Source organism: Cellulomonas soli (genome assembly GCF_052036975.1).
Lineage (GTDB): Bacteria > Actinomycetota > Actinomycetes > Actinomycetales > Cellulomonadaceae > Cellulomonas > Cellulomonas soli_A.
In genome coordinates, this window is the sequence record NZ_JBQIAR010000008.1 from 159,156 (window position 1) to 179,835 (window position 20,680).

General features: G+C 73.2%; 21 protein-coding genes. 12 read left to right on the forward strand and 9 right to left on the reverse strand.

Going from position 1 to position 20,680, the window contains the following annotated elements; translation table 11 throughout:
* Positions 1-21 precede the first annotated feature (21 nt).
* The 4 genes from ACTHAM_RS10605 (at position 22) to holA (ending at position 4,563) form a co-directional block, all read left to right on the forward strand.
* On the forward strand, positions 22-990 hold the full coding sequence (locus tag ACTHAM_RS10605) for a DegV family protein (protein ID WP_440687146.1): 969 nt from the start codon (positions 22-24) through the stop codon (positions 988-990).
* Between the two features lie 112 nt (positions 991-1,102).
* Entirely contained in the window at positions 1,103-1,990 is an 888-nt protein-coding gene (locus ACTHAM_RS10610) for a ComEA family DNA-binding protein (RefSeq protein ID WP_440687148.1), read from the forward strand.
* Positions 1,987-3,480: a ComEC/Rec2 family competence protein gene (locus ACTHAM_RS10615; protein WP_440687150.1), complete on the forward strand. Its 1,494-nt coding sequence runs from the start codon at positions 1,987-1,989 to the stop codon at positions 3,478-3,480. Before ACTHAM_RS10610 ends, ACTHAM_RS10615 begins: the two co-directional genes overlap by 4 nt.
* Before the next feature lie 57 nt (positions 3,481-3,537).
* The gene (gene holA / locus ACTHAM_RS10620; RefSeq protein WP_440687152.1) at positions 3,538-4,563 is read left to right on the forward strand and encodes a DNA polymerase III subunit delta; all 1,026 of its coding nucleotides are present in this window, start codon (positions 3,538-3,540) and stop codon (positions 4,561-4,563) included.
* 121 nt (positions 4,564-4,684) lie between these two features.
* Here the strand turns inward: holA and ACTHAM_RS10625 are convergent, their stop codons facing one another.
* A complete protein-coding gene (locus tag ACTHAM_RS10625) occupies positions 4,685-5,407 on the reverse strand; it encodes an EAL domain-containing protein (protein WP_440687154.1) in 723 nt (240 codons plus the stop codon).
* Positions 5,408-5,628: 221 nt separating this feature from the next.
* On the opposite strand from ACTHAM_RS10625, the gene ACTHAM_RS10630 reads away from it, so the two are divergent.
* Both ACTHAM_RS10630 and ACTHAM_RS10635 read left to right on the forward strand, forming a co-directional pair.
* On the forward strand, positions 5,629-5,772 hold the full coding sequence (locus ACTHAM_RS10630) for a hypothetical protein (RefSeq protein ID WP_440687156.1): 144 nt from the start codon (positions 5,629-5,631) through the stop codon (positions 5,770-5,772).
* 214 nt (positions 5,773-5,986) lie between these two features.
* A complete protein-coding gene (locus tag ACTHAM_RS10635; RefSeq protein ID WP_440687158.1) occupies positions 5,987-7,306 on the forward strand; it encodes a helix-turn-helix domain-containing protein in 1,320 nt (439 codons plus the stop codon).
* A gap of 150 nt (positions 7,307-7,456) precedes the next feature.
* Here the strand turns inward: ACTHAM_RS10635 and rpsT are convergent, their stop codons facing one another.
* From rpsT to ACTHAM_RS10655, 4 genes are all read right to left on the reverse strand, one after another.
* The gene (gene rpsT / locus ACTHAM_RS10640) at positions 7,457-7,717 is read right to left on the reverse strand and encodes a 30S ribosomal protein S20 (protein WP_440687160.1); all 261 of its coding nucleotides are present in this window, start codon (positions 7,715-7,717) and stop codon (positions 7,457-7,459) included.
* Between the two features lie 144 nt (positions 7,718-7,861).
* Entirely contained in the window at positions 7,862-8,413 is a 552-nt protein-coding gene (locus ACTHAM_RS10645; protein WP_440687162.1) for a type II toxin-antitoxin system PemK/MazF family toxin, read from the reverse strand.
* Positions 8,414-8,423: 10 nt separating this feature from the next.
* A complete protein-coding gene (locus tag ACTHAM_RS10650; protein WP_440687164.1) occupies positions 8,424-8,711 on the reverse strand; it encodes a hypothetical protein in 288 nt (95 codons plus the stop codon).
* Between the two features lie 10 nt (positions 8,712-8,721).
* Positions 8,722-9,684, reverse strand: a complete 963-nt coding sequence (locus ACTHAM_RS10655) for an SPFH domain-containing protein (protein ID WP_440687166.1) — start codon at positions 9,682-9,684, stop codon at positions 8,722-8,724.
* A gap of 178 nt (positions 9,685-9,862) precedes the next feature.
* Between ACTHAM_RS10655 and ACTHAM_RS10660 the strand changes: the two genes are divergently transcribed.
* The 3 genes from ACTHAM_RS10660 to ACTHAM_RS10670 all read left to right on the forward strand — a co-directional run bounded on the left by ACTHAM_RS10660 (position 9,863) and on the right by ACTHAM_RS10670 (position 13,388).
* A complete protein-coding gene (locus tag ACTHAM_RS10660) occupies positions 9,863-11,467 on the forward strand; it encodes a circularly permuted type 2 ATP-grasp protein (RefSeq protein ID WP_440687168.1) in 1,605 nt (534 codons plus the stop codon).
* Positions 11,461-12,390 (forward strand): alpha-E domain-containing protein, encoded by a 930-nt coding sequence (locus tag ACTHAM_RS10665; RefSeq protein WP_440687170.1) that lies wholly within the window; start codon positions 11,461-11,463, stop codon positions 12,388-12,390. Before ACTHAM_RS10660 ends, ACTHAM_RS10665 begins: the two co-directional genes overlap by 7 nt.
* A gap of 104 nt (positions 12,391-12,494) precedes the next feature.
* Positions 12,495-13,388, forward strand: coding sequence for a transglutaminase family protein (locus ACTHAM_RS10670; RefSeq protein WP_440687172.1), 894 nt, complete (start codon positions 12,495-12,497; stop codon positions 13,386-13,388).
* 1 nt (position 13,389) lies between these two features.
* Here the strand turns inward: ACTHAM_RS10670 and ACTHAM_RS10675 are convergent, their stop codons facing one another.
* A complete protein-coding gene (locus ACTHAM_RS10675) occupies positions 13,390-14,097 on the reverse strand; it encodes a maleylpyruvate isomerase family mycothiol-dependent enzyme (RefSeq protein WP_440687174.1) in 708 nt (235 codons plus the stop codon).
* 122 nt (positions 14,098-14,219) lie between these two features.
* Between ACTHAM_RS10675 and lepA the strand changes: the two genes are divergently transcribed.
* Positions 14,220-16,100 (forward strand): translation elongation factor 4, encoded by a 1,881-nt coding sequence (gene lepA / locus ACTHAM_RS10680; RefSeq protein WP_440687176.1) that lies wholly within the window; start codon positions 14,220-14,222, stop codon positions 16,098-16,100.
* 54 nt (positions 16,101-16,154) lie between these two features.
* On the opposite strand, the gene ACTHAM_RS10685 is transcribed toward lepA, so the two are convergent.
* Both ACTHAM_RS10685 and ACTHAM_RS10690 read right to left on the reverse strand, forming a co-directional pair.
* The gene (locus ACTHAM_RS10685) at positions 16,155-17,165 is read right to left on the reverse strand and encodes an aldo/keto reductase (protein WP_440687178.1); all 1,011 of its coding nucleotides are present in this window, start codon (positions 17,163-17,165) and stop codon (positions 16,155-16,157) included.
* A complete protein-coding gene (locus ACTHAM_RS10690) occupies positions 17,162-17,602 on the reverse strand; it encodes a MerR family transcriptional regulator (protein ID WP_440687180.1) in 441 nt (146 codons plus the stop codon). The genes ACTHAM_RS10685 and ACTHAM_RS10690 overlap by 4 nt, the downstream gene beginning before the upstream one ends.
* A 130-nt stretch (positions 17,603-17,732) precedes the next feature.
* Between ACTHAM_RS10690 and hemW the strand changes: the two genes are divergently transcribed.
* Positions 17,733-18,983: a radical SAM family heme chaperone HemW gene (hemW, locus tag ACTHAM_RS10695; protein ID WP_440687182.1), complete on the forward strand. Its 1,251-nt coding sequence runs from the start codon at positions 17,733-17,735 to the stop codon at positions 18,981-18,983.
* A 27-nt stretch (positions 18,984-19,010) separates the two neighbouring features.
* Here the strand turns inward: hemW and ACTHAM_RS10700 are convergent, their stop codons facing one another.
* Positions 19,011-19,385: a DUF4870 domain-containing protein gene (locus ACTHAM_RS10700; RefSeq protein WP_440687184.1), complete on the reverse strand. Its 375-nt coding sequence runs from the start codon at positions 19,383-19,385 to the stop codon at positions 19,011-19,013.
* A 311-nt stretch (positions 19,386-19,696) separates the two neighbouring features.
* On the opposite strand from ACTHAM_RS10700, the gene ACTHAM_RS10705 reads away from it, so the two are divergent.
* Entirely contained in the window at positions 19,697-20,629 is a 933-nt protein-coding gene (locus ACTHAM_RS10705) for a hypothetical protein (RefSeq protein ID WP_440687186.1), read from the forward strand.
* The last annotated feature ends 51 nt before the right edge of the window (positions 20,630-20,680 follow it).

A 20,680-nucleotide genomic window follows, 5' to 3' on the forward strand; every position in this document is an offset into this window, starting at 1 on the left:
ACGCGGCGCCCTGGCCCCGGGGTGCGCGGACGCTGGGTCGCGGATCGGCTGGTCCGGCCCGCGACCCCCGGGGTCGTCGTCGTCACCGATTCGACCGCCTCGTTGCCGCCCGGTGCGGCCGAGGCGGCCGGGGTGCTGGTGGTCCCGCTCGACGTCGTGATCGGTGGCGAGAGGTTCGTCGAGGGCGTCGACCTGGAGCCCGCCGTGCTGCTCGAGGCGCTCTCGCACGGTGCGCGCGTGACGACGTCGCAACCGCCACCGGCCGCGTTCGCGCAGGCGTACGCGCGGGCCGCCGAGCTGGGCGCCCGCGAGATCGTGTCGGTGCACCTGTCGGGTGACCTGTCCGGCACGGTCCGTGCCGCCCAGCTGGCGGCGGCCGCCTCACCGGTGCCGGTGCACGTGGTGGACTCCCGGACGGTGGGGATGGCGCTGGGCTTCGCCGCCCTCGAGGCGGCACGGCTGGCGCGCGGCGAGGTGTGTCCGCCTGCGCCGGCCGCGCCCGACGCGGCACGGCGACGTGCCGTGCCGTGGTCGCGGGGCCGGCTCCCGCTGCCTGACGGGTTGGCGGTCGCCACGACGGCGCGCCGCGTGGGTGCTGCGTCCTCGGCCTGGTTCCTGGTGGACTCCCTCGACCATCTGCGCCGTGGTGGGCGGCTCAGCGCCCCGGCGGCCGCGTTCGGCGCGGTGCTGGGGCTGCGCCCGATCCTCGCGCTGCGCGAGGGGCGCGTGGTCGTGGCCGAGAAGGTCCGCACACGCCGCGTGGCCCGTGAGCGGCTGGAGGCCTTGGCGGTCGCCGACGTGCAGGCCAGGGCCGGTGCGCGGGTGGCCGTGCATCACCTGGGGCAGCCGGAGCTGGCGCAGCAGGTGGCCGACCGGTTGTCGCTCGAGCTGGGGTCGTCGGCGCACGAGATCGTCGTGTGCGAGGCGGGCGCGGTGCTCGCCGCACACGTGGGCCACGGGCTGCTGGCGGTGCTGATCACCGACGCCTGACGGCCGCCTGACCGGCACGTCGAGCGGCCCACAGCCCTGGCCGCAGGGGGCTTCGGCCCGGCAGGTGCCGACGGCTGCGCATGCCCGGCGGGCACGCTCCTAACCTCACGCCGTGCCCCCAGACGAGCATCCCGCCGACGGTACGCACGCACGCCTGCACGGGCTCCTCCAGCCGACCCGTGTCACGCGCGTGCCGGAGCCGGATGGGCAGCCGCCCGGTTCGCCGGGCGTACAGGCGGGCGCCGGGTCCGACGCTTCGCTCTCGGCCGAGGCCCTGGCTCGGGCGGCAGTCGAGTACCGGGCCCGGTACGGCGACCCCGTCACCCGTGCGTCTGCCGTGCCCCGGCGGCGGGTGCGGTGGGCCGTGCCGTGGAGGTTGGCGGGCGCCGCGGGCGTGCTCGTCCTGCTGCTCGCCGGGACGTTCGCGCTGCGCAGCCTGGCGGTGCACCCTGGTGATCCGGTCACGCTCCCGGTCCCCGTTCCCGACGCCACCCTGGCCGGGAACACAGCCGGCGCCGACCCCGCTGCCGCTGCCGACCCCGCTGCCGACTCCGCTGCCGGTGGCGAGGCCGCGGGCGCCGAGACCGACCTCGTCGTGCACGTCGTCGGGCACGTGACCGCGCCCGGGGTGGTGCACCTGCCGTCGGGCGCGCGCGTGGCGGACGCGGTCGCGGCGGCCGGCGGTGCGCTGGCCGAGGCCGATCTGGCCGCGCTCAACCTGGCACGGGAGGTGACCGACGGCGAGCAGATCGTGGTGCCCGCCCCGGGTGAGGTCGTCGCGGGAACCTCGACGTCGAGCGCGCCCGGTGATGACCGGGTCGACCTGAACACCGCCGACCTGGCTGCGCTGGACGCGCTGCCCGGCATCGGGCCCGTCCTGGCGCAGAGGATCGTCGACCACCGGTCCGCCGACCCGTTCACCAGCGTCGACCAGCTCGACGACGTCTCCGGCGTCGGACCGGCGCTGCTGGCCGACCTGCGCGAGCTGGTCCGGGTGTGAGCGCGCCGCCCGACGTTCTCGACCTGCGGCTGGTTCCGGCGGCGTTGACCGCCTGGCTCGTGGCGCTGCTCGTCGTCCGCGTCCCCGCCGTCCTCGGGTTGGCCCTGACGGTGCTGCTCGCCCTGCTCGCTGCCCTCGCGCTCGCCGGGGCGGGCGCGAGGGGTCGCCGGGTCGGAGGGGGCAACCGCGGTGGTGGCGCGATCCTCGTGCTGCTGGTGGCGGCGGGCGTGCTGCTGTCGGGCGCGGCCCAGGTCGGCGCCCGACAGAGCGGGCAGCTGCTTCGGGCGGCAACCGACGGCGATCAGGTCACCGTCACGGGGCGTGTGACGCAGGAGCCCCGCCCGCTGGCCGCAGCCTGGGGTGAACCGCGGGTCCGTCTGGTCGTCGCGGTCGAGACGGTGACCCGCGACGGCACGAGCACGCGTGCGGCTGCGCCCGTGCTGGTCCTGGCTCCGGGCGGCATGCCGCTGCCGTTCGGGGCCACGGTGCTCGTCGTCGGACGCGTCGCACCGTCGCCGCAGGGCGGCCGGGAGATCGCGGTCGTCACGGCCGCGCAGGCCCCGCAGGTGCTCGAGCCGCCGCCGGCGTGGCAGGGCTGGGCTCAGTCCGCACGGCGCCGGGTGCGCGCGCAGGCCGCCGGGGTGCCCGGTGACGCCGGCGCGTTGCTGCCCGGCGTCACGGTGGGCGACACGTCCGGCGTGCCGGTCGACCTCGCGCAGGCCATGCGCACCTCGGGGCTCACTCACCTGACAGCTGTCTCGGGTGCGCACTTCACGTTGGTGGCAGGGCTGGTGCTGGGGCTCGCCGCGGTGCTGCGGTTGCCGCGGGCCCTGCAGGTGCTGGCCGCGCTGGCCACAGGTGCGGCCCTGGTGGTGCTCGTGCAGCCGTCGCCGAGCGTGCTGCGGGCCGCCGCGATGGGTGCGCTGGCGCTGGGTGGGCTGCTCGTCGGCCGTCCCGCGCGGGCGCCGGCTGCGCTCGCCGCCACCGTGGTCGTGCTGCTCGTCGCTGATCCGTGGCTGGCCGGTGAGCTCGGCTTCGTGCTGTCGGTGCTGGCCACGGGCGCTCTCGTGCTGCTCGGTCCGGCGTTCGTGGAGCGGTGGAGCGAGGCGCTCGGCCGCCCGGTGGCCGTCGCGCTCGCCGCACCGGTGGCGGCCCAGCTCGTGTGCGCGCCCGCCGTGCTCGTCGTGCAGCCGTCGGTGTCGTGGGTGGCGGTCCCGGCCAACCTCGCGGTGGCCCCGGCGGTGGCTCCGGCCACGATCCTCGGGCTGCTGGCCGTGCTGGTCGACCCGTGGTGGCCGCACGGGGGAGCGCTGCTGGCCCGCGTGGCCGGTGCGGCTTGCTGGTGGATCGCGGCCGTGGCACGTCGTGCGGCGGAGCTGCCGGGGGCGAGCATCGCGTGGCTCACCGGACCTGCCGGGGTGCTGCTGCTGGTGACGGCAACGGTCGCGGGTACGCGGCTGCTGCTGCACCGGTCGGACAGCACGCGCTGACGGAACCGGAGTGCGCGATGGCGTCAGGGTGTCCGTCCGGCGTGGCAGGCTGTGCGGGTGCCCCCTGCTCAGCGTCGATCAGCGAGCCGCGGCTCGCGCACTGCCTCCGCACCGGGCCTGGCGTGGACGGACGCCGCGCCGGCACCGGTCGTGCTGGTCAGCGGGGGTGAGGAGCTCCTGGCCGAGCGGGCCGTGGACCGCATCATCACGCTGAGCCGAGAGCAGGACCCGCAGATCGAGGTCGTGCGTCTGGACGCGGCCGAGTACAGCGCCGGGATGCTCGTGGTGGCAACCAGCCCGTCGCTGTTCGCCGAGGACAAGGTCGTGGTCGTCACCGGCCTGGAGCGCGCCACCGACGAGCTGCTCGCCGACGTGCTCGCTGCGGTCGCCTCGACGGCGCCCGGGGTGGTCCTGGTGCTGCGGCACGGTGGGGGGCAGCGCGGCAAGAAGCTCCTCGACACCCTTCGGGCGTCGGCGGTGCCCACGATCAGCTGCGACGTGGTCAAGTCCGACGGTGACAAGGCCGCATTCGTCACCGCGGAGCTGCGCCGCGCGGGCCGGCGTCCTGACGCCCAGGCGGTGCGCGCCCTGGTCGACGCGGTCGGCAGCGACCTGCGCGAGCTCGCGGCGGCCTGCGCCCAGCTGGCCGCGGACACCACCGGGGTGATCGGCCCCGAGGTCGTCGAGCGCTACTACGGCGGGCGCATCGAGGCCTCGGGCTTCCGCGTCGCCGACGCCGCCGTGGCCGGTGATGCCGGGCAGGCGGTCTCCTTGTTGCGGCATGCCCTTACCACGGGGGTCGACCCGGTGCCGATCGTCGCGGCCCTGGCGGCGAAGCTGCGCACGATCGCCAAGGTGGCCGCCGTCCGCAGTCGTGGGGCCGCCGCCGTGCGTGAGCTCGGGCTGGCCCCGTGGCAGGTGGACCGCGCCACGGCGGACCTGCGCAGGTGGACGCCGGAGGGTCTGGCGACGGCGATCGCCGTGGTCGCGCAGGCCGACGCCGAGGTCAAGGGCGAGGGCAGGGACCCGCGGTTCGCGGTGGAGCGCGCGGTGCTCCGCGTGGCGGCTGCCTCGGGGCGTTGACACCTCGGCACCTGAGGTCTCCCGGACGGGTGACACCCGATCGGCGCAACGGCGCCTGTGACTGATGCCTCTGCGGGGTCTGAGCCAAAGGCTCCCGGAGGGTGGAACCGCGGGGAGCCGGTCAGGCACCCCAGGAGAGCTGGCGTGCCGTGGTGCGGTCGAGCACGCCGGCCTGCTCGAGCAGGTTGCCCTGGAAGAGCGTGAAGCCGAGCCGTCGTGCTTCACGCAGCATCTGCGGTGTCTCGACGTACTCCGCGATCAGCATCGCCCCGTAGGAACGTGCGGCGTCGACGAGGGGCGCGCCTTCGACGTCCAGGTCGCGCACGTCGATCTTGACGAAGTCGGCGTGGGGGAGGAGCCGCATCTGGTCGGCGCTGCCGTAGAACGCAGGGATCGCCACCTGGAACCCCTGCTCGCGCAGCCTGCGCACCCCGGCGATGAGTCGGGCGTCAACGGTCGGGGTGTCGGTGATCTCGATGACGAGGCGGTCGGGGCGGCGCGGGATCGTCAGGTCGCCGACCAGGTAGGCGCGCGGGCAGCGCACGAACAGCAGCCGGCCGTGGGCCACCGTCTCCAGGTCGGAGCGGCCGAAGGTGGCGCCCAGCACGTGCGCGGTGGCGCGCTCGTGCTGACGCGGGCCCCAGGTCGTGGGCTCGTGGGGGTGGCCGGTCGACCGGAACGAGAGCTGGTAGGCGAAGGCCCGGCCCTGCGCGGAGAAGATGCCCTGGCGGGCGACCAGGACGGGCTGGCGGGCCAGGTGCTCGACGAACTCCTTGCGCAGGCGGGGCGGGATGGCCTCGTCCACAGCTGCGGCGAGGCGAGCCTCAAGGTCGTCGGGTGTCATGTGTTCTATGACACCACACCTTCTGGGTTGTGATACCCCCACGACCGGGTGGTTTTTGGTGGGCGATATGTGGACAAGGAGTACATATGCCCCGGCCCGGTCCCTGACGTGCAGCGATGTGCGTCGAGCTGCTGCGCTCCGACCGGCACGAGACAGAAACCCCTCAAGTCCGTCATCATGTGGTTGACCTGAGGTCACCCACCCATGACAGGAGATCCACCATGTCCCGCAAGTTCCGCGCCCTTGTCGCCACCGTCACCATCGCCTCTGCGCTCCTTCTGGGCGGCGGGGCGGCGGCCCTGGGTTCCGGTGGTTCCGGCGTCTCGCCGCTCGGCGGCGGCGCGTCCGGCTGCTGCAAGCAGTGACAGGCTGACGCGGCCTCGCCCGGCGGTGCGGAGCGGCCAGGGTCCTGCGTCGCGCCGGCGGTGCGGGGCCCGGCCGGCCGCGGGTGGAGCAGGTGCGGTGTGCCCGCGCGGTCCGCTCTGGCACGGTCTGCCCGACCTTGGGTGGACCTGTGAATTCACACTCCTGGGTGAGAAGGCGTGCGCTGAAGCAGCGTCACACGTACGATGACAGGTCATGACGACCATTGCTGACCGTGTGCGCGATGCCAGGCTCGCTGCCGGGCTGTCCCAGACCGCGCTCGCCGGCGCGATCTTCTCGCCCAGCTACATCTCCTTGATCGAGGCTGGACGTCGTGAGCCCACGGACTCGGCGCTCAGCGTCCTGGCGGGTCGTCTGGGCACGACGCTGGAGTTCCTCAAGTACGGCGAGGACGGGCCCAACGAGGCGCGTACCCGGCTCGAGGTCGACTACGCGAAGCTCGCCCTGCAGTCCGGTTCGGCGGACGACGCCCGCAGCCGGATCGAGAGCCTGGACCTGGCGGTCGTGACCCCGACGCTCCGCGTCGACGCCCTCACCACGCTCGCGCGCGCGCACGAGGTGCTCGGCAACCTCGAGGCCGCCGTGGCGGTGCTGGAGCCGTTGCTCACCGACTCGCGCGAGCGCGGTCAGCACCTGGAGTCCGCCCGGCTCGCGAACGCGCTCGTGGGCGCGTACCTCGAGGCCGGGGACCTGCACCGCAGCGTGGAGGTGGGTGAGCGCACGCTCGCCGACCTGGAGTCGGCCACCCTGACGGGCACCGACGAGCACCTGCGGCTGGCGTCCACCGTGCTGTGGGCCTACGTCGAGCGCGGCGACCTGCTGTACGCCACGCACCGTGCGGCCGAGCTCATCCGGATCGCCGAGGAGGTCGGTTCGCCGCGCGGCCGAGGCAGCGTCTACTGGAACGCGGCACTCGTCGCCGAGCAGCGCCGCGACTACGAGCTCGCGCAGAGCTACACCGAGCGGGCGCTGGCGCTGCTCGCCGAGGGTGAGCGCGACCGTGACCTGCCGCGGCTGCGGCTCAACTACGCGTGGCTGCTGCTGCGGTGCGAGCCGCCGGAGCCGGCGGCAGCGCTGGAGCAGATCGCGGCGGTCGGCCCCGACCTGGCTGCCCTCGGGTCCGAGCTCGACATCGCGCGCGTCGAGGTCGAGACCTCCCGCGCGCACCTGCTGCTCGGCGGGCTCGAGGCAGCCGAGACATTCGCCCGCGCGGCGATCGCGCGTCTCGGCGACCAGCCACGGTTGGAGGGGGCCTTCGCGCACATCGCCTTGGGTGACGCCCTCCAGGCCCGTGGTGACGAGGGCGGCGCCGAGGCGGCCTACGGCTATGCGGCCGACCTGCTCGGGATGATGTCGGCGACGCGGCACTCCGCGGCGGCCTGGCGCGACCTGGGTGACCGCATGCTGCGCCGCGGTGATGGTGCGGGCGCGGCGAAGGCCTACGACCGTGCGCTGCGTGAGGTCGGCTTCCGGCCGTCGGTGTCCAACGTCACCTGGGTGTCCCGCTCCTTCTGAGCGGGACCCGGGGAGGGTTCGGCCGGCGGCGCCCGGGTTCGAGGACCGGCGCCGCAGACGACTGAGGGCGTCACCCCCGCGGGGGTGACGCCCTCAGTCATGGTGCAGGGGCACCTGCGGACGGTGGTGCGTCCAGCGGGTGCGGGTGGCTCAGAGCGAGCCGACGGCCTTCGCCAGCGCCGACTTCTTGTTGGCGGCCTGGTTGGCGTGGATGACGCCCTTCGAGACGGCCTTGTCGAGCTTCTTCGACGCGGTGACCAGGGCGGTCGCTGCCGCGTCCTTGTCGCCACCGGCGATCGCCTCGCGGACCCGACGCACGTGCGTCTTCAGCTCGGACTTGACAGCCTTGTTGCGCAGACGAGCCTTCTCGTTCGTCTTGATGCGCTTGATCTGGGACTTGATGTTGGCCACGTGTGGACTCTCTTGTGTGTTCGCCGAAGCGATCTGAACAGGTCGTAGAGGGCGCGCACAGCTCCGGGACTGGGGCGTGGGGACACCCGCGGGGAGGAGCTGGGCTTGTGCCCGCCGACCCGGGCGGACACGCGGTGAACGATGTTACCAGCCGTGGTGCCGGGCGAGCGAGTCGGTGACCCGCAGGAACGTGTCGCGGGGGAGCACAGCACCCTCGCGGCGCACCGTCGCGGGGTCGATGCGCAGCACGCGGTCGAGCCGCACCTCGCTCGGCCGGCGTCTCGAGTCCCACCCGCCGGTGCCGATGTCCACCCAGGCGCGCCCGTGGCGGGCTTCGTCGGCGGCGTCGGTGTCGTGGTCCTTGCTCGTCAAAGGCAGGGCGAGCAGCACGGGGCCGTCTCGTCCGACCAGGAGCACCGGGCGGTCCTTGCCGCGGCTCGGGTCGTCCTCGTACGCCACCCAGGTCCACACGATCTCGCCCGGGTCGGGCCGACCGTCGGGCGAGGGGGAGTACCGGGTCCGTACGGGACCGACGTGGTCGGGCAGTGCGGTCCGGGCGGGGCTGCCGGGTGTGGTCCTCGTCGCCGTCGGCCCGGCGGGACCCGGGCTCCGGGTGCCTGCGCGCGGCCCGGTGGTCGCCGGTCGGCGCGTCAGGCGGTGCAGCGCGGTGCGCACGAGGTGTGTCCATCGGGCCATGCGGGCGACCCTAGCCGGGGGGTGGGCTGCCGGGTGTGGCCGCAGGGCCGTCGGCGGCGTCCACGGCGGGCCCTGCCTCGCGTCGCGGTCGGCCCCGGCGGGGCAGCGGTCCGGCGTCCCGCGGCGAGCGGCCTGCCTCCTCGAGGGCCCTGCGCAGCAGCAGCTCGACGTGCGCGTTGAGCGAGCGCAGGTCGTCGGCGGCCCACCGGGCCAGGGCGTCATGCACGGCCGGGTCCAGGCGCAGCAGGACCGCGCGGCGTTCGCGTCGCGCGGTCTGCTGCGGCTGGTCGGTCGTCACGGTCGTCCGCTCACGTGTAGAGGCTGCCGGCGTTGACGACGGGCGTCGCGCGCGAGTCGCCGCACAGCACGACCAGCAGGTTGGAGACCATCGCGGCCTTGCGCTCCTCGTCGAGCGTGACGACCTCGTGCTGCTCGAGCCGGGCCAGCGCCGTCTCGACCATCGAGACCGCGCCCTCCACGATCTTCTCGCGGGCGGCGATGATCGCGCCCGCCTGCTGGCGTTGGAGCATCGCCTGGGCGATCTCGGGGGCGTAGGCCAGGTGCGAGATGCGCGCCTCGACGACCTCGATGCCGGCGATGGCCACGCGTGCTGCCACCTCGACGGCGAGCTCGTGGCTGACCTGCTCGGTGGAGCCGCGCAGGGTGGCCTCGCCCTCGTCGGCGTTGTCGTACGGGTGGCTGGTGGCCACGTGCCGCAGGGCCGCCTCGGCCTGCACCTCGACGAAGTCCGTGAACGACTCCACGGCGAACGAGGCGTGCGCGGTGTCGGCCACCCGCCACACGACGATCGCGGCGATGTCGACGGGGTTGCCGTCGGCGTCGTTGACCTTCAGCCCGCTCGTCTCGAAGTTGCGCACCCGCACCGACACGCGCCGACGCGAGGTCAGCGGGGGTGTGAGCACCAGCCCGTTGCGGCGCACGGTGCCGACGTACCGGCCGAAGAGCTGGACCACCTTGGTCTCGCCGGGGCTCACCACGGTCAGCGCGGCGAAGGTCAGGATGGCTGCGACCATCAGCACGGCGCCGCCGAGGCCGAGCACCGTGGACGCCGTGCCGATGGTCGAGTCGGCCCGGATCATCGCGGGGATGGCGACGGCGAGCAGGACCAGGCCGCCGAGCACGCCGAGCGCACCGTTGGCGGTCCATGCCTCGTGCTCGTCGAGGTCGAAACGTGCCCCTGTCCCGACGCCGGGAAGGTCGGGGTCGGCCGGCGTCGGCAGTGCCGCCGGCAGGGACGTGGATGGGTTCATGGTGTGCGCTCCTCCTGATGGGACGGTCCCCGATGCCGTCAGGATGATATCAGTTTTCCGGTTCAATTTGATATCGCTTTTGCGCCTGCAGCGGGTCGGTGGATGTCCGACACGACGCGAGCACACCCGGGCGGCAGCACGTAACGCGACGGTGACACCGCCGGGCTACTGTCGCGCCATGGCGGACCTGTTCGACGACTACCCCGAGGGGCGCGCCTGGGACGAGATGCTCGACCAGGCGACCGGACCCCGCTCCGCCTACCGGCACGTGCACCGTGCCCTGGCCCAGCTGTCCGCCGGCGAGCTGCGTGCCCGCGCCGACACCCTCGCGCGCTCGTACCTGGCCGAAGGCGTCACGTTCGACTTCGCCGGTGAGGAACGACCCTTCCCGCTCGACGTCGTCCCCCGTGTGCTCGGGGGCGACGAGTGGGACCACGTCGCCCCCGGTGTCGCCCAGCGCGTCCGGGCGCTGGAGGCATTCCTCGCCGACGTCTACGGCCCGCAGAAGGCCGTCGCCGACGGGGTCGTCCCCCGCTCGGTCATCGTGTCCTCGACGCACTTCCACCGCGCAGCGCACGGCATCCAGCCGCCCAACGGGGTGCGCGTGCACGTCTCGGGCATCGACCTGGTGCGCGACAGCCTCGGCGACTGGCGGGTGCTCGAGGACAACGTGCGCGTGCCGTCAGGCGTCAGCTACGTGCTGTCCAACCGTCGAGCCATGGCGCAGACGTTCCCCGAGCTGTTCGCGGCGCTGCGCATCCGCCCGGTCGTCGACTACCCCCGCCGGCTGCTGGCCGCGCTCACCGCCGCGGCACCCTCGGGCGTGGACGACCCCACGGTCGTCGTGCTCACACCCGGAGTCTTCAACAGCGCCTACTTCGAGCACTCGCTGCTCGCGCGGACCATGGGCGTCGAGCTCGTCGAGGGGCGCGACCTGTTCTGCGCCGGGGGGCGCGTGTGGATGCGTACCACGCAAGGCCGCCGGCGCGTCGACGTCATCTACCGCCGCGTGGACGACGACTTCCTCGACCCCGTCGTGTTCCGCTCGGACTCGCTGCTGGGCAGCCCGGGACTGCTCGACTGCGCCCGCCACGGCACCGTGACCATCGCCAACGCGGTCGGCAACGGTGTGGCCGACGACAAGCTGCTCTACACCTACCTGCCGGACCTGATCCGCTACCACCTCGGCGAGGAGCCGATCCTGGCGAACGTCGACACGTGGCGGCTCGAGGAACCCGGTGCGCTCGAAGAGGTGCTCGACCGCCTCGACGAGCTCGTCGTCAAACCCGTCGACGGGTCCGGCGGCAAGGGCCTGGTCGTCGGGCCGGCGGCCTCCCGCGTCGAGCTGGCCGCGCTGCGCACCCGGCTGCTGGCCGACCCCCGCGGATGGATCGCCCAGCCCGTCGTCCAGCTCTCGACCGTGCCCACTCTTGTCGAGGACGGCCTGCGACCCCGGCACGTCGACCTGCGCCCGTTCGCGGTCAACGACGGCGAGCAGGTGTGGGTGCTGCCCGGCGGGCTCACCCGCGTGGCCCTCCCCGAGGGCCAGCTGGTGGTCAACTCCTCCCAGGGCGGGGGGTCCAAGGACACCTGGGTGCTCGGTGGGGCCGTTCCTCGCCGCTCGCAGGCCACCGCGGCGAGCGGGTCACGGCCGGTCCCCGTCGGCCACGCCGTCCCCATCGAGTCGAACCCGAGTGACGTACGCGTCCAGGTCATGCAGCAGCAGCAGGCCGCGCTGCGCCCCGCGACGCACGCGGCGACGGAAGGGGTGCAGCCGTGCTGAGCCGGATCGCCGAGTCGCTGTTCTGGATCGGTCGCTACGTGGAGCGTGCCGACGACACCGCGCGCCTGCTCGACGTGCACGTGCAGATCCTGCTCGAGGACCCGTGGGCCGAGGAGGACCTGGCCTGCCGGTCGTTGCTGTCCGTCATGGACCGGCCCGCCCCGCCCGCCGACGTGCCCGTGGGCCGTGAGCACGTGCTCGACATGCTCGCCTACGACAGGTTCGCACCTTCCTCGATCGCCGGGTCGCTGGTCTCCGCCCGGGAGAACGCCCGCCGCGCGCGCGAGACGATCTCGACCGAGCTGTGGGAGTGCCTCAACGCCGCATGGAACCAGCTGCCCTCGCAGATGCGTCCGGCGCGCCCGCACGATTACTTCCGGTGGGTGCGCGAGCGGGCCGCGATCGTGGCCGGGATCATGGACTCGGCGACCTCGCGCGACGAGACGTGGCAGTTCATGGTGCTGGGACGTTCGATCGAACGCGCCGACATGACGGCGCGGCTGCTCACCACACGGGAGCTGGCCGGCGCAGCCGGACCGGGCTGGACGACCCTGCTGCGCTCGTGCGGGGCGCACGAGTCGTTCCTGCGCACCTACCGTGGCGCGGCCTCCGACGAGCGCGCGGCCGGGTTCCTGCTGCTGGACCGGCTCTTCCCGCGGTCGATCGTGTACGCGCTCAACCAGGCCGAGGCGTGCCTGGCCGCGCTCGAGCCGACCACCGACCGCACCAGCGTCGACGACGCACGACGGCACATCGGGTTCGTGCGCACCAACCTCGAGTACCGGCCCCTGATCGAGGTGCTCGACGACCTTCCCCGGGAGATGGAACAGGTGCAGCGCGCGTGCTCGGCCGCCAGCGACGCGATCCGCGGCCGCTACTTCCCCTCGGGCTCCACGACGACTTGGGTCGGTGAGGCACTGTGAGCGCGCCGGAGGCCGCGGGTGCGGCCGCAGGTTCGCGAACGACGGGTGCTGTGAGCGCGCCGGAGGCCGCCGGAGCGGCCGCAGGTTCGCGAACGACGGGTGCTGTGAGCGCGCCGGAGGCCGCGGGTGCGGCCGCAGACCCGGCGGCGGGGCCGCGCAGCGAGCGGTTGCGTGTCGTGCACACCTCGACGTTCCGCTACTCGGGCCCGGTGCTCGCCTCGTACAACGAGGCGCGGATGACGCCGGTGAGCCAGCCGGGTCAGGTGGTGGTGTCCTCGCGGCTGGACGTGCACCCGCACACCTGGATGCACGCGTACGAGGACTACTGGGGCACGTCGGTGACCGGGTTCGAGGTGCTCGCGCCGCACGAGTCGATGGTCATCACCGCCGAGCACGTGGTGGAGGTCTCGCCGCGGCTGCCGGTGCGGTCGATCGTCGACTGGGCGACGCTGACCAGCGCAGACGTGCGCGACAGGTTCGCGGAGTTCCTGGCGGACACGCCGACGACCGCGCCGCCGCAGGAGGTCCTCGACCTGGCGCGCGACGTGGTGGGGGACCTGGCTCCGGCGGAGGCGGCCGAGGCGGTGTGCCTGGCGTTGCGTGACCGCATGGACTACGTGCCGGGTGTCACGACGGTGCACACGCCGGCCTCGGAGGCGTGGGCGGCGCAGCGGGGCGTCTGCCAGGACATGGCGCACCTGGCCGTGGGTGCGTTGCACGGCATCGGGATCCCGGCTCGGTACGTCTCGGGCTACCTGCACCCGTTGGTCGACGCCGAGATCGGGACGACGGTCTCGGGGGAGTCGCACGCCTGGGTGGAGTGGTGGGTCGGGGAGTGGGTCGCGTACGACCCGACGAACCGGGTCGCCGCGGGCGAGCACCATGTCGCGTTGGGCCGGGGCCGTTCGTACGACGACGTCCCTCCGCTGCGGGGGATCTACGCGGGGGCGGAGACGCAGGAGCTGACCGTGCAGGTGCAGATCACCCGGGAGGCCTGAGTCACGGTGTCAGCTGGTGCGCGAGGGACTCCTCCAGCCACGCCCGGTCGCCGTCGACCCGCAGGTGCGCGTCCTCGGGTGAGGTGCGCCCCCACACCAGCAGCGCCAGGGACTGCGCCGGTCCGGTGACGGTGACGGCGATGTCGCGCGGGGCGTCGTCGGACGCGGCCAGCTCCCAGGTGCGTGCGACGTCGGCGGCGACCAGCGCGATCCTGCGGGTCAGGGGTGGGGTGCGTCCGAGCCGCACCTGGCGGGGGTGCATGACGGTGACGACCTCGTCGACCGTGTCCGCCCACAGCGCCGGTGCCGCCTGGAGCGGGAGACCGGCGGCGGTGCGCAGGTCCCACAGGTGCACGAGGGTCTCGTGCACCTGGCGGCGGTACCAGAAGGACGCCGGGCCGGGTCCGTCGAGCGTGCTGCCCAGGGCGTCCGGGCCCAGGCGGACGAGCGTCGCGTGGAGCTCGGCGGCCTGCGCGGCGTAGAAGGGTTCCAGGGCGAAGGGGCCGCGCCCGAGCGGCACCTCGCGGGTGCGCGCCGCCTGCGACGCCGCCCAGTGGTGCACGCGGCCCAGGTGCACGACGAGGTCCTTGACCCTCCAGCGACCGCACCAAGGCACACGTGTGGTGGGGTCGACCTGCTCGATCGTGCTGCGGAACTGCTCCTGCAGGTCGGCGAGCGTGGCCAGATGGTCGCTGGGAGCCGTGGTCATGGGACCATGGTGGCGCCGACCCCCGACAGCCGTGTGCAGGTTGTCCGTGGCGGGTCGGTACGTCGTCCCCACGGGCCCCGCACCGGGTGCCCTCCGAGAACCGAGCCGGGAGCTGTCCGCGCGTGTCCCCGATCCCGAGTGCTGCCGCCGCGGCGCGCATCCGCCCTGCCGCGACCGCGCCCGAGCTGCTGCGCAACTTCTGCATCATCGCGCACATCGACCACGGCAAGTCCACGCTGGCCGACCGGATGCTCCAGCTCACCGGGGTCGTCGACTCGCGGGCCATGCGTGCGCAGTACCTGGACCGCATGGACATCGAGCGTGAGCGCGGCATCACGATCAAGTCGCAGGCCGTGCGCATGCCGTGGGAGGTCGCGGGCACCCCGTACGCGCTGAACATGATCGACACGCCCGGGCACGTCGACTTCACGTACGAGGTCTCCCGGTCGCTGGCGGCGTGCGAGGGCGCGGTGCTGCTGGTCGACGCGGCGCAGGGCATCGAGGCGCAGACGCTGGCGAACCTGTACCTGGCGCTCGAGAACGACCTGCAGATCATCCCGGTGCTGAACAAGATCGACCTGCCGGCCGCCCAGCCGGAGAAGTACGCCGAGGAGCTCGCGGGGCTGATCGGCGGCGACCCGGCCGACTGCCTGAAGGTGTCGGGCAAGACGGGCGAGGGCGTCGAGGCGCTGCTGGACCGCATCGTCGAACTGGTCCCGGCGCCGGTGGGCGACGCGGACGCCCCGGCCCGCGCGATGATCTTCGACTCCGTCTACGACACCTACCGCGGCGTGGTCACCTACGTGCGTGTGGTCGACGGCAACCTCAACCCGCGTGAGCGCATCGTCATGATGTCCACGAAGGCCACGCACGAGCTGCTCGAGATCGGCGTGATCTCCCCGGAGCCGGTCCCGACCAAGGGCCTGGGCGTCGGTGAGGTCGGCTACCTGATCACGGGCGTGAAGGACGTGCGCCAGTCCAAGGTGGGCGACACCGTCACCAACGCCGGCAAGCCCGCCACGGACGCACTGGGCGGGTACTCCGACCCCAAGCCCATGGTCTTCTCGGGCCTGTACCCGATCGACGGCTCGGACTACCCGGCGCTGCGTGACGCGCTCGACAAGCTCAAGCTGAACGACGCGGCGCTCAACTACGAGCCCGAGACCTCGGTCGCGCTCGGCTTCGGGTTCCGTGTGGGGTTCCTCGGTCTGCTGCACCTGGAGATCATCCGGGAGCGGCTCGAGCGCGAGTTCGACCTCGACCTGATCTCGACGGCACCGAACGTCGTCTACGACGTCGATCTCGAGGACCGCACGACGGTGCGTGTGACCAACCCGAGCGAGTTCCCCGGCGGCAAGATCGGCGCGGTGCACGAGCCGATCGTCAAGGCCACGATCCTGGCGCCGAGCGAGTTCATCGGCGCGATCATGGAGCTGTGCCAGACCAAGCGCGGCGACCTGCAGGGCATGGACTACCTGTCCGAGGATCGCGTCGAGATGCGCTACATCCTGCCGATGGCGGAGATCGTCTTCGACTTCTTCGACCAGCTGAAGTCCAAGACGCGCGGCTACGCGAGCCTGGACTACGAACCCATCGGCGACCAGGTGGCCGACCTGGTGAAGGTCGACATCCTGCTGCAGGGCGAGCAGGTCGACGCGTTCAGTGCGATCGTGCACAAGGACAAGGCCTATGCGTACGGCGTGATGATGGCCACCAAGCTCAAGGACCTCATCCCGCGTCAGCAGTTCGAGGTGCCGATCCAGGCGGCCATCGGCTCGCGGATCATCGCGCGCGAGACGATCCGGGCCATCCGCAAGGACGTGCTGGCCAAGTGCTACGGCGGTGACATCACCCGTAAGCGCAAGCTGCTGGAGAAGCAGAAGGAGGGCAAGAAGCGCATGAAGACCATCGGTCGGGTCGACGTGCCGCAGGAGGCCTTCATCGCGGCGTTGTCCTCGGAGGCGGCCGGCAGCAAGGACGGCAAGGACGCCAAGAAGAAGTGAGCACAGCAGAAGGGCCCGGTCCGGGGATCACCCCGACCGGGCCCTTCTGGTCTCTTACGCGGCGTCGAGCGTGGCCAGGTGGGTGGTGTCGAGCTCGAGGTCCAGCGCGGCCGCCGCCTCGAGGTAGCGCGACACCCGGGAGGTGCCCAGCAGCGGGATGCGGCGGGGGGAGTCCTGCGCCAGCATCCAGGCCAGGACGACCTGCGAGCCGGTGGCGCCCAGCTCGGCCGCGACCGCGTCGACCGCGGCCAGCCGCCGGTGCGCTGCGTCCCCCGCGTACGGGCCCATGGTCGGCCAGTCGGCGCGCTGGGCGGGGGGCGCGTCGTACAGGCCCTTGAGCAGCGGGGAGTACGCGACGAGCGCGAGGTCGGGGTGCTCGCGCAGGTAGTCGAGCTGCTCGTCGTCGACGATCGACGCGCTGCCCAGCCCGGCGCGCCGCGTCAGGTACGAGTGCTCCTGCTGCAGGGCGACGGGCGCGGGCCAGCCGTGCTGCGCGCACAGCGCACGGATGCGCTCCAGGCGCCACGTGCGCACGTTCGACCAGCCGATGTGCCGCACCTTGCCCTCGGCGACGAACGCGGCCAGCTCGGCGAGCGTCTCCTCCAGCGGTGTGGAGCGGTCGTCGACGTGCACGTAGTAGAAGTCGACGTGGTCGGTGCCGAGCCGGCGCAGCGACGCCTCGAGCGAGGAGCGCAACGTCGCCGCACCCGCGCCGACGAACATCTGCCGGGCGAGGTCCCAGTCGGCCTCGGGTCGACCTGCCGGCCACGCGGCGTGCACGTCGCGGATGCGGCCCGAGCCCTTGGTGGCCAGCACCATCTCGTCGCGGGCGCCCGTGCGGCGTAGCCACCGCCCGAGCAGCTCCTCGCTCTGCCCACCGTCGGTGCCCTGCGACCACCACCACGCGTAGCAGTCGGCGGTGTCCAGGAACGTTCCGCCGTCGGCGCGGAAACGGTCCAGCAGTGCGAACGACGTCTCGTCGTCCGCGAGCGTGCCCAACGGCATGCAGCCCAGCGCGAGGCTGCTGACCTGCAGCCCCGTCGTGCCCAGCTCGGTCGTCCTCATCGGTCCTGCTCCTTGGTCGCCGTGCTGGTCGACGACGGCCCCGGTGACTCGGGCGTCGACGCCGCCAGCAGCGCCTCGTAGATGTCGATCTTGGTGGTGATGGCGCCCAGGTGCCGGTGCAGGTCCTCGAGCCGGGCCACCAGCGAGTCGCGGTGCGCCTTGAGCACCCGCACCCGGTCCGGCACGGTCACGTCGCCCGCGCGGGTCAGCTCGACGAACTCGAGCATGTCCTGGATCGGCATGCCGGTGTCCCGCAGCAACGTGAGGAACCCGACCGCGCCGACGTCCGCCCCGGTGTACCGGCGGTGCCCGTTGACGTCCCGCGGGACGGGCGCGAGCAGGCCGATGCGCTCGTAGTAGCGCAGCGTGTGCCGGCTCACGCCGGTGATCTCGGCGGTGCGCTCGATGCTCCAACCGGTCTCGGTCTGCGTCGTCATGGCTGTGACGCTAGGGGTTCGAGCGCGCTCGAAGTCAACAGCCGGCGCGGCACGTCCTCACGGGCCCGGCAGGGCCGCGCGCGAGCCGGTCGGGCCCAGGTGGACCCCGGGCGGGTGCGACCATGGAGGCATGCCCCCCACGCTCCCGCAGGGTGACCCTGCGCCCGACGACGGCACCCTGCCCGCCTCCGCGGGAGGGCCGACGGACCGTGCCTTCGGGGTGTACCTGCACGTGCCGTTCTGCACGGTGCGCTGCGGGTACTGCGACTTCAACACCTACACGGCCACCGAGCTGGGTGGGGGCGCCAGCCAGGACGCGTACGCGCAGACCGTGCTGGCCGAGGTCGCGCTCGCGGCCCGGGTGCTCGACGACGCCGGGCTGCCGGCGCGGCCCGTGCAGACGGTGTTCGTCGGCGGAGGCACACCGACGGTGCTGCCGGTCGACGACCTGGTGCGCATGCTCGACGGGCTGCGCAGCACCTGGGGTCTGGCCGCCTCCGCGGAGGTCACCACCGAGGCCAACCCGGACTCGGTGACTCCGCAGTCGCTGGCGGCGCTCGCGGCCGGCGGGTTCACCCGGGTCTCGTTCGGCATGCAGTCCGCCGTGCCGCACGTGCTGGCCACGCTCGAGCGCACGCACGACCCGCGCCGGATCCCCGACGTGGTGCGCTGGGCGCGGGACGCCGGGCTGGCGGTGTCGCTCGACCTCATCTACGGCACACCGGGGGAGTCGCTCGACGACTGGCGGGCCAGCGTCGAGGCGGCGCTGGCCACCGGGGTCGACCACGTCTCGGCCTACGCCCTGGTGGTCGAGCAGGGCACCCGGATGGCGGTGCAGGTGCGCCGCGGTGACCTGGCGCTGCCTGACGAGGACGACCAGGCTGCCAAGTACGAGCTCGCCGACGACCTGCTCACCGGGGCCGGGCTGCACTGGTACGAGGTGTCGAACTGGGCGCGCACCGACGCCGACGCCTGCCGGCACAACCTGGCCTACTGGCGGGGGGACGACTGGTGGGGTCTGGGCCCCGGAGCGCACAGCCACGTGGGCGGCGTGCGCTGGTGGAACGTCAAGCACCCTCGCGCGTACGCCGACCGCCTCGCGGCGGGCCTCAGCCCGGCGGCCGGGCGCGAGGTCCTCGACACCGACACGGTCGCCCTGGAGCGCGTGATGCTGGGGGTGCGGCTGGCCGAGGGCCTGCCGGTGTCCGAGGTACCCGTGCCCGGCCGGGCCGCCGTGGCCTCGTTGGTGGCCGACGGGCTCGTGGACGGCCTGGCGGCGGTCCGGGGCACGCGCACCGACGGGGTGCGCGAGCCCCGGCTGGTGCTCACCCCGCGTGGCCGGTTGCTGGCCGACGCGGTCGTGCGGGCGCTGGTCGGGTGACCGGCGCCGGTCAGGTCACGCTGCGGGTCAGGAGACCATCCGCAGCGTGACCGGGTAGCGGTACCACTCGAACCGGCCCACGGCGACCGCGGCCAGGATCGCGAACAGCAGCTGCGCGATCGCGGCGAGCGCCAGGATGACCAGACCGATGCCGATGATGCTCGTCACCCCGCCGACCACGTACGCGATGAGCAGCGTGAGCTGGAAGTTCAGCGACTCCTTGGCCTGGTCCTCCAGGTAGGGCCCGCGGCCCTTGAACACCAGCCAGATGACCAGCGGCGCCAGGAAACCGGCCACCAACGTCAGCAGGTGCCCGAGGATCGCCCAGGTGCGCTCCTCGTCGGGACGCAGCGGCGGGGCGCTGGGCGGGACGTAGGCAGGGGGCGGGTACTGGCCGGACATCGAGGTCTCCTGGTGTGAGTTGTTCGTGCGCCGCGCCCGCAGGTGCTGCGTCGTGCGGCGTTCTCGGCGAGCCTACCGAGCGCCGACCTGTCCGGCGCCGACGGGCGACCAAGTTCAGGGGCATCTCAGGGGTACCCCTCAGTCCTCCCGGAGGCGCGCGGCCCGCACCGTCGGGGTCCCGGGCGTGCCGGGCCACGGCCCGCTCCCTGCCGCGTGTTCCTTGACAGGCGATGTCCGGTTTCGCAAGGGTTCGCCCCATGGTGCGCCCACGCCTACGACCTGGCGCGCACCCCTGAACCGGAAGGTCACGCATGAGCGAGAACACGGGCGGCACGCCGCCGCAGGACGACGTGCCCGAGCCGACGACCCCGCAGGTCCCGGTTCCTCCCACCCCGCCGGTGCCGCCGACCGGTGCCGTCCCGCCCCCGCCTGGCGCGTACCCGCCGCCGCCGGGTGCGTACCCGCCGCCCGCCACGCCGTACGGCCAGCCCGGCCAGCCCGGACCTGGGGGCTACCAGGCGCCGCCGCCCGGCGCGTACCCGCCCCCGGCCGGTGGTTACCAGGGCGCCCCGTCGTCCACGCAGCCCATCGGTGAGGCGCTCACCTACGGGTGGAACAAGTTCACGCAGAACGGCGGGACGTTCATCGTCGCTGGCCTGATCTGGATCCTCGGCGCGTTCGTCGTCTGGGGGATCCTGTTCGGGATCCTCGGGGGGCTGACCGCCGTCGGTGGGGACAACGGGTTCGTGGGCACCGGGGTCTCGGTGCTGTGGTCGTTGCTCGCCGCACTGGGCTCGCTGCTGTTCTTCGTCGTGGAGGCCATGTTCATCCGGGCCGCGCTCGAGGTGACCTACGGCCGGCGGATCGAGCTGTCGACGTTCTTCAACTTCGCCGACCTGGGCCCGATCGTGATCACGGCGCTGCTGTTCGCCGCGATCAGCTTCGTGCTCTCGTTCATCCCGTTCTTCGGGACCTTGGTGTCCATCGCGGTGAACTTCTTCCTGTTCTTCACGCTGTTCTTCGTGATCGACAAGAAGCTGCCCCCGATCGACGCGTTCAAGGCGAGCGTGGCGCTGGTCCAGGCGAACCTGTCCTCGGCGGTGCTGTTCTACCTGCTCGTCGTGGTGATCGTCGGCGCCGGTGCAGCGCTGTGCGGCCTGGGTCTGTTCGTGGCCGTGCCGGTCGCGCTCGTGGCCAGCGCGTTCTTCTACCGTCGGCTGCTAGGCGAGAACGTCGCGCCCTGACCCCTCGGCCCGGCGGCCGTCAGGCCGTCACGACCGCGCCCCGGTCCGCCC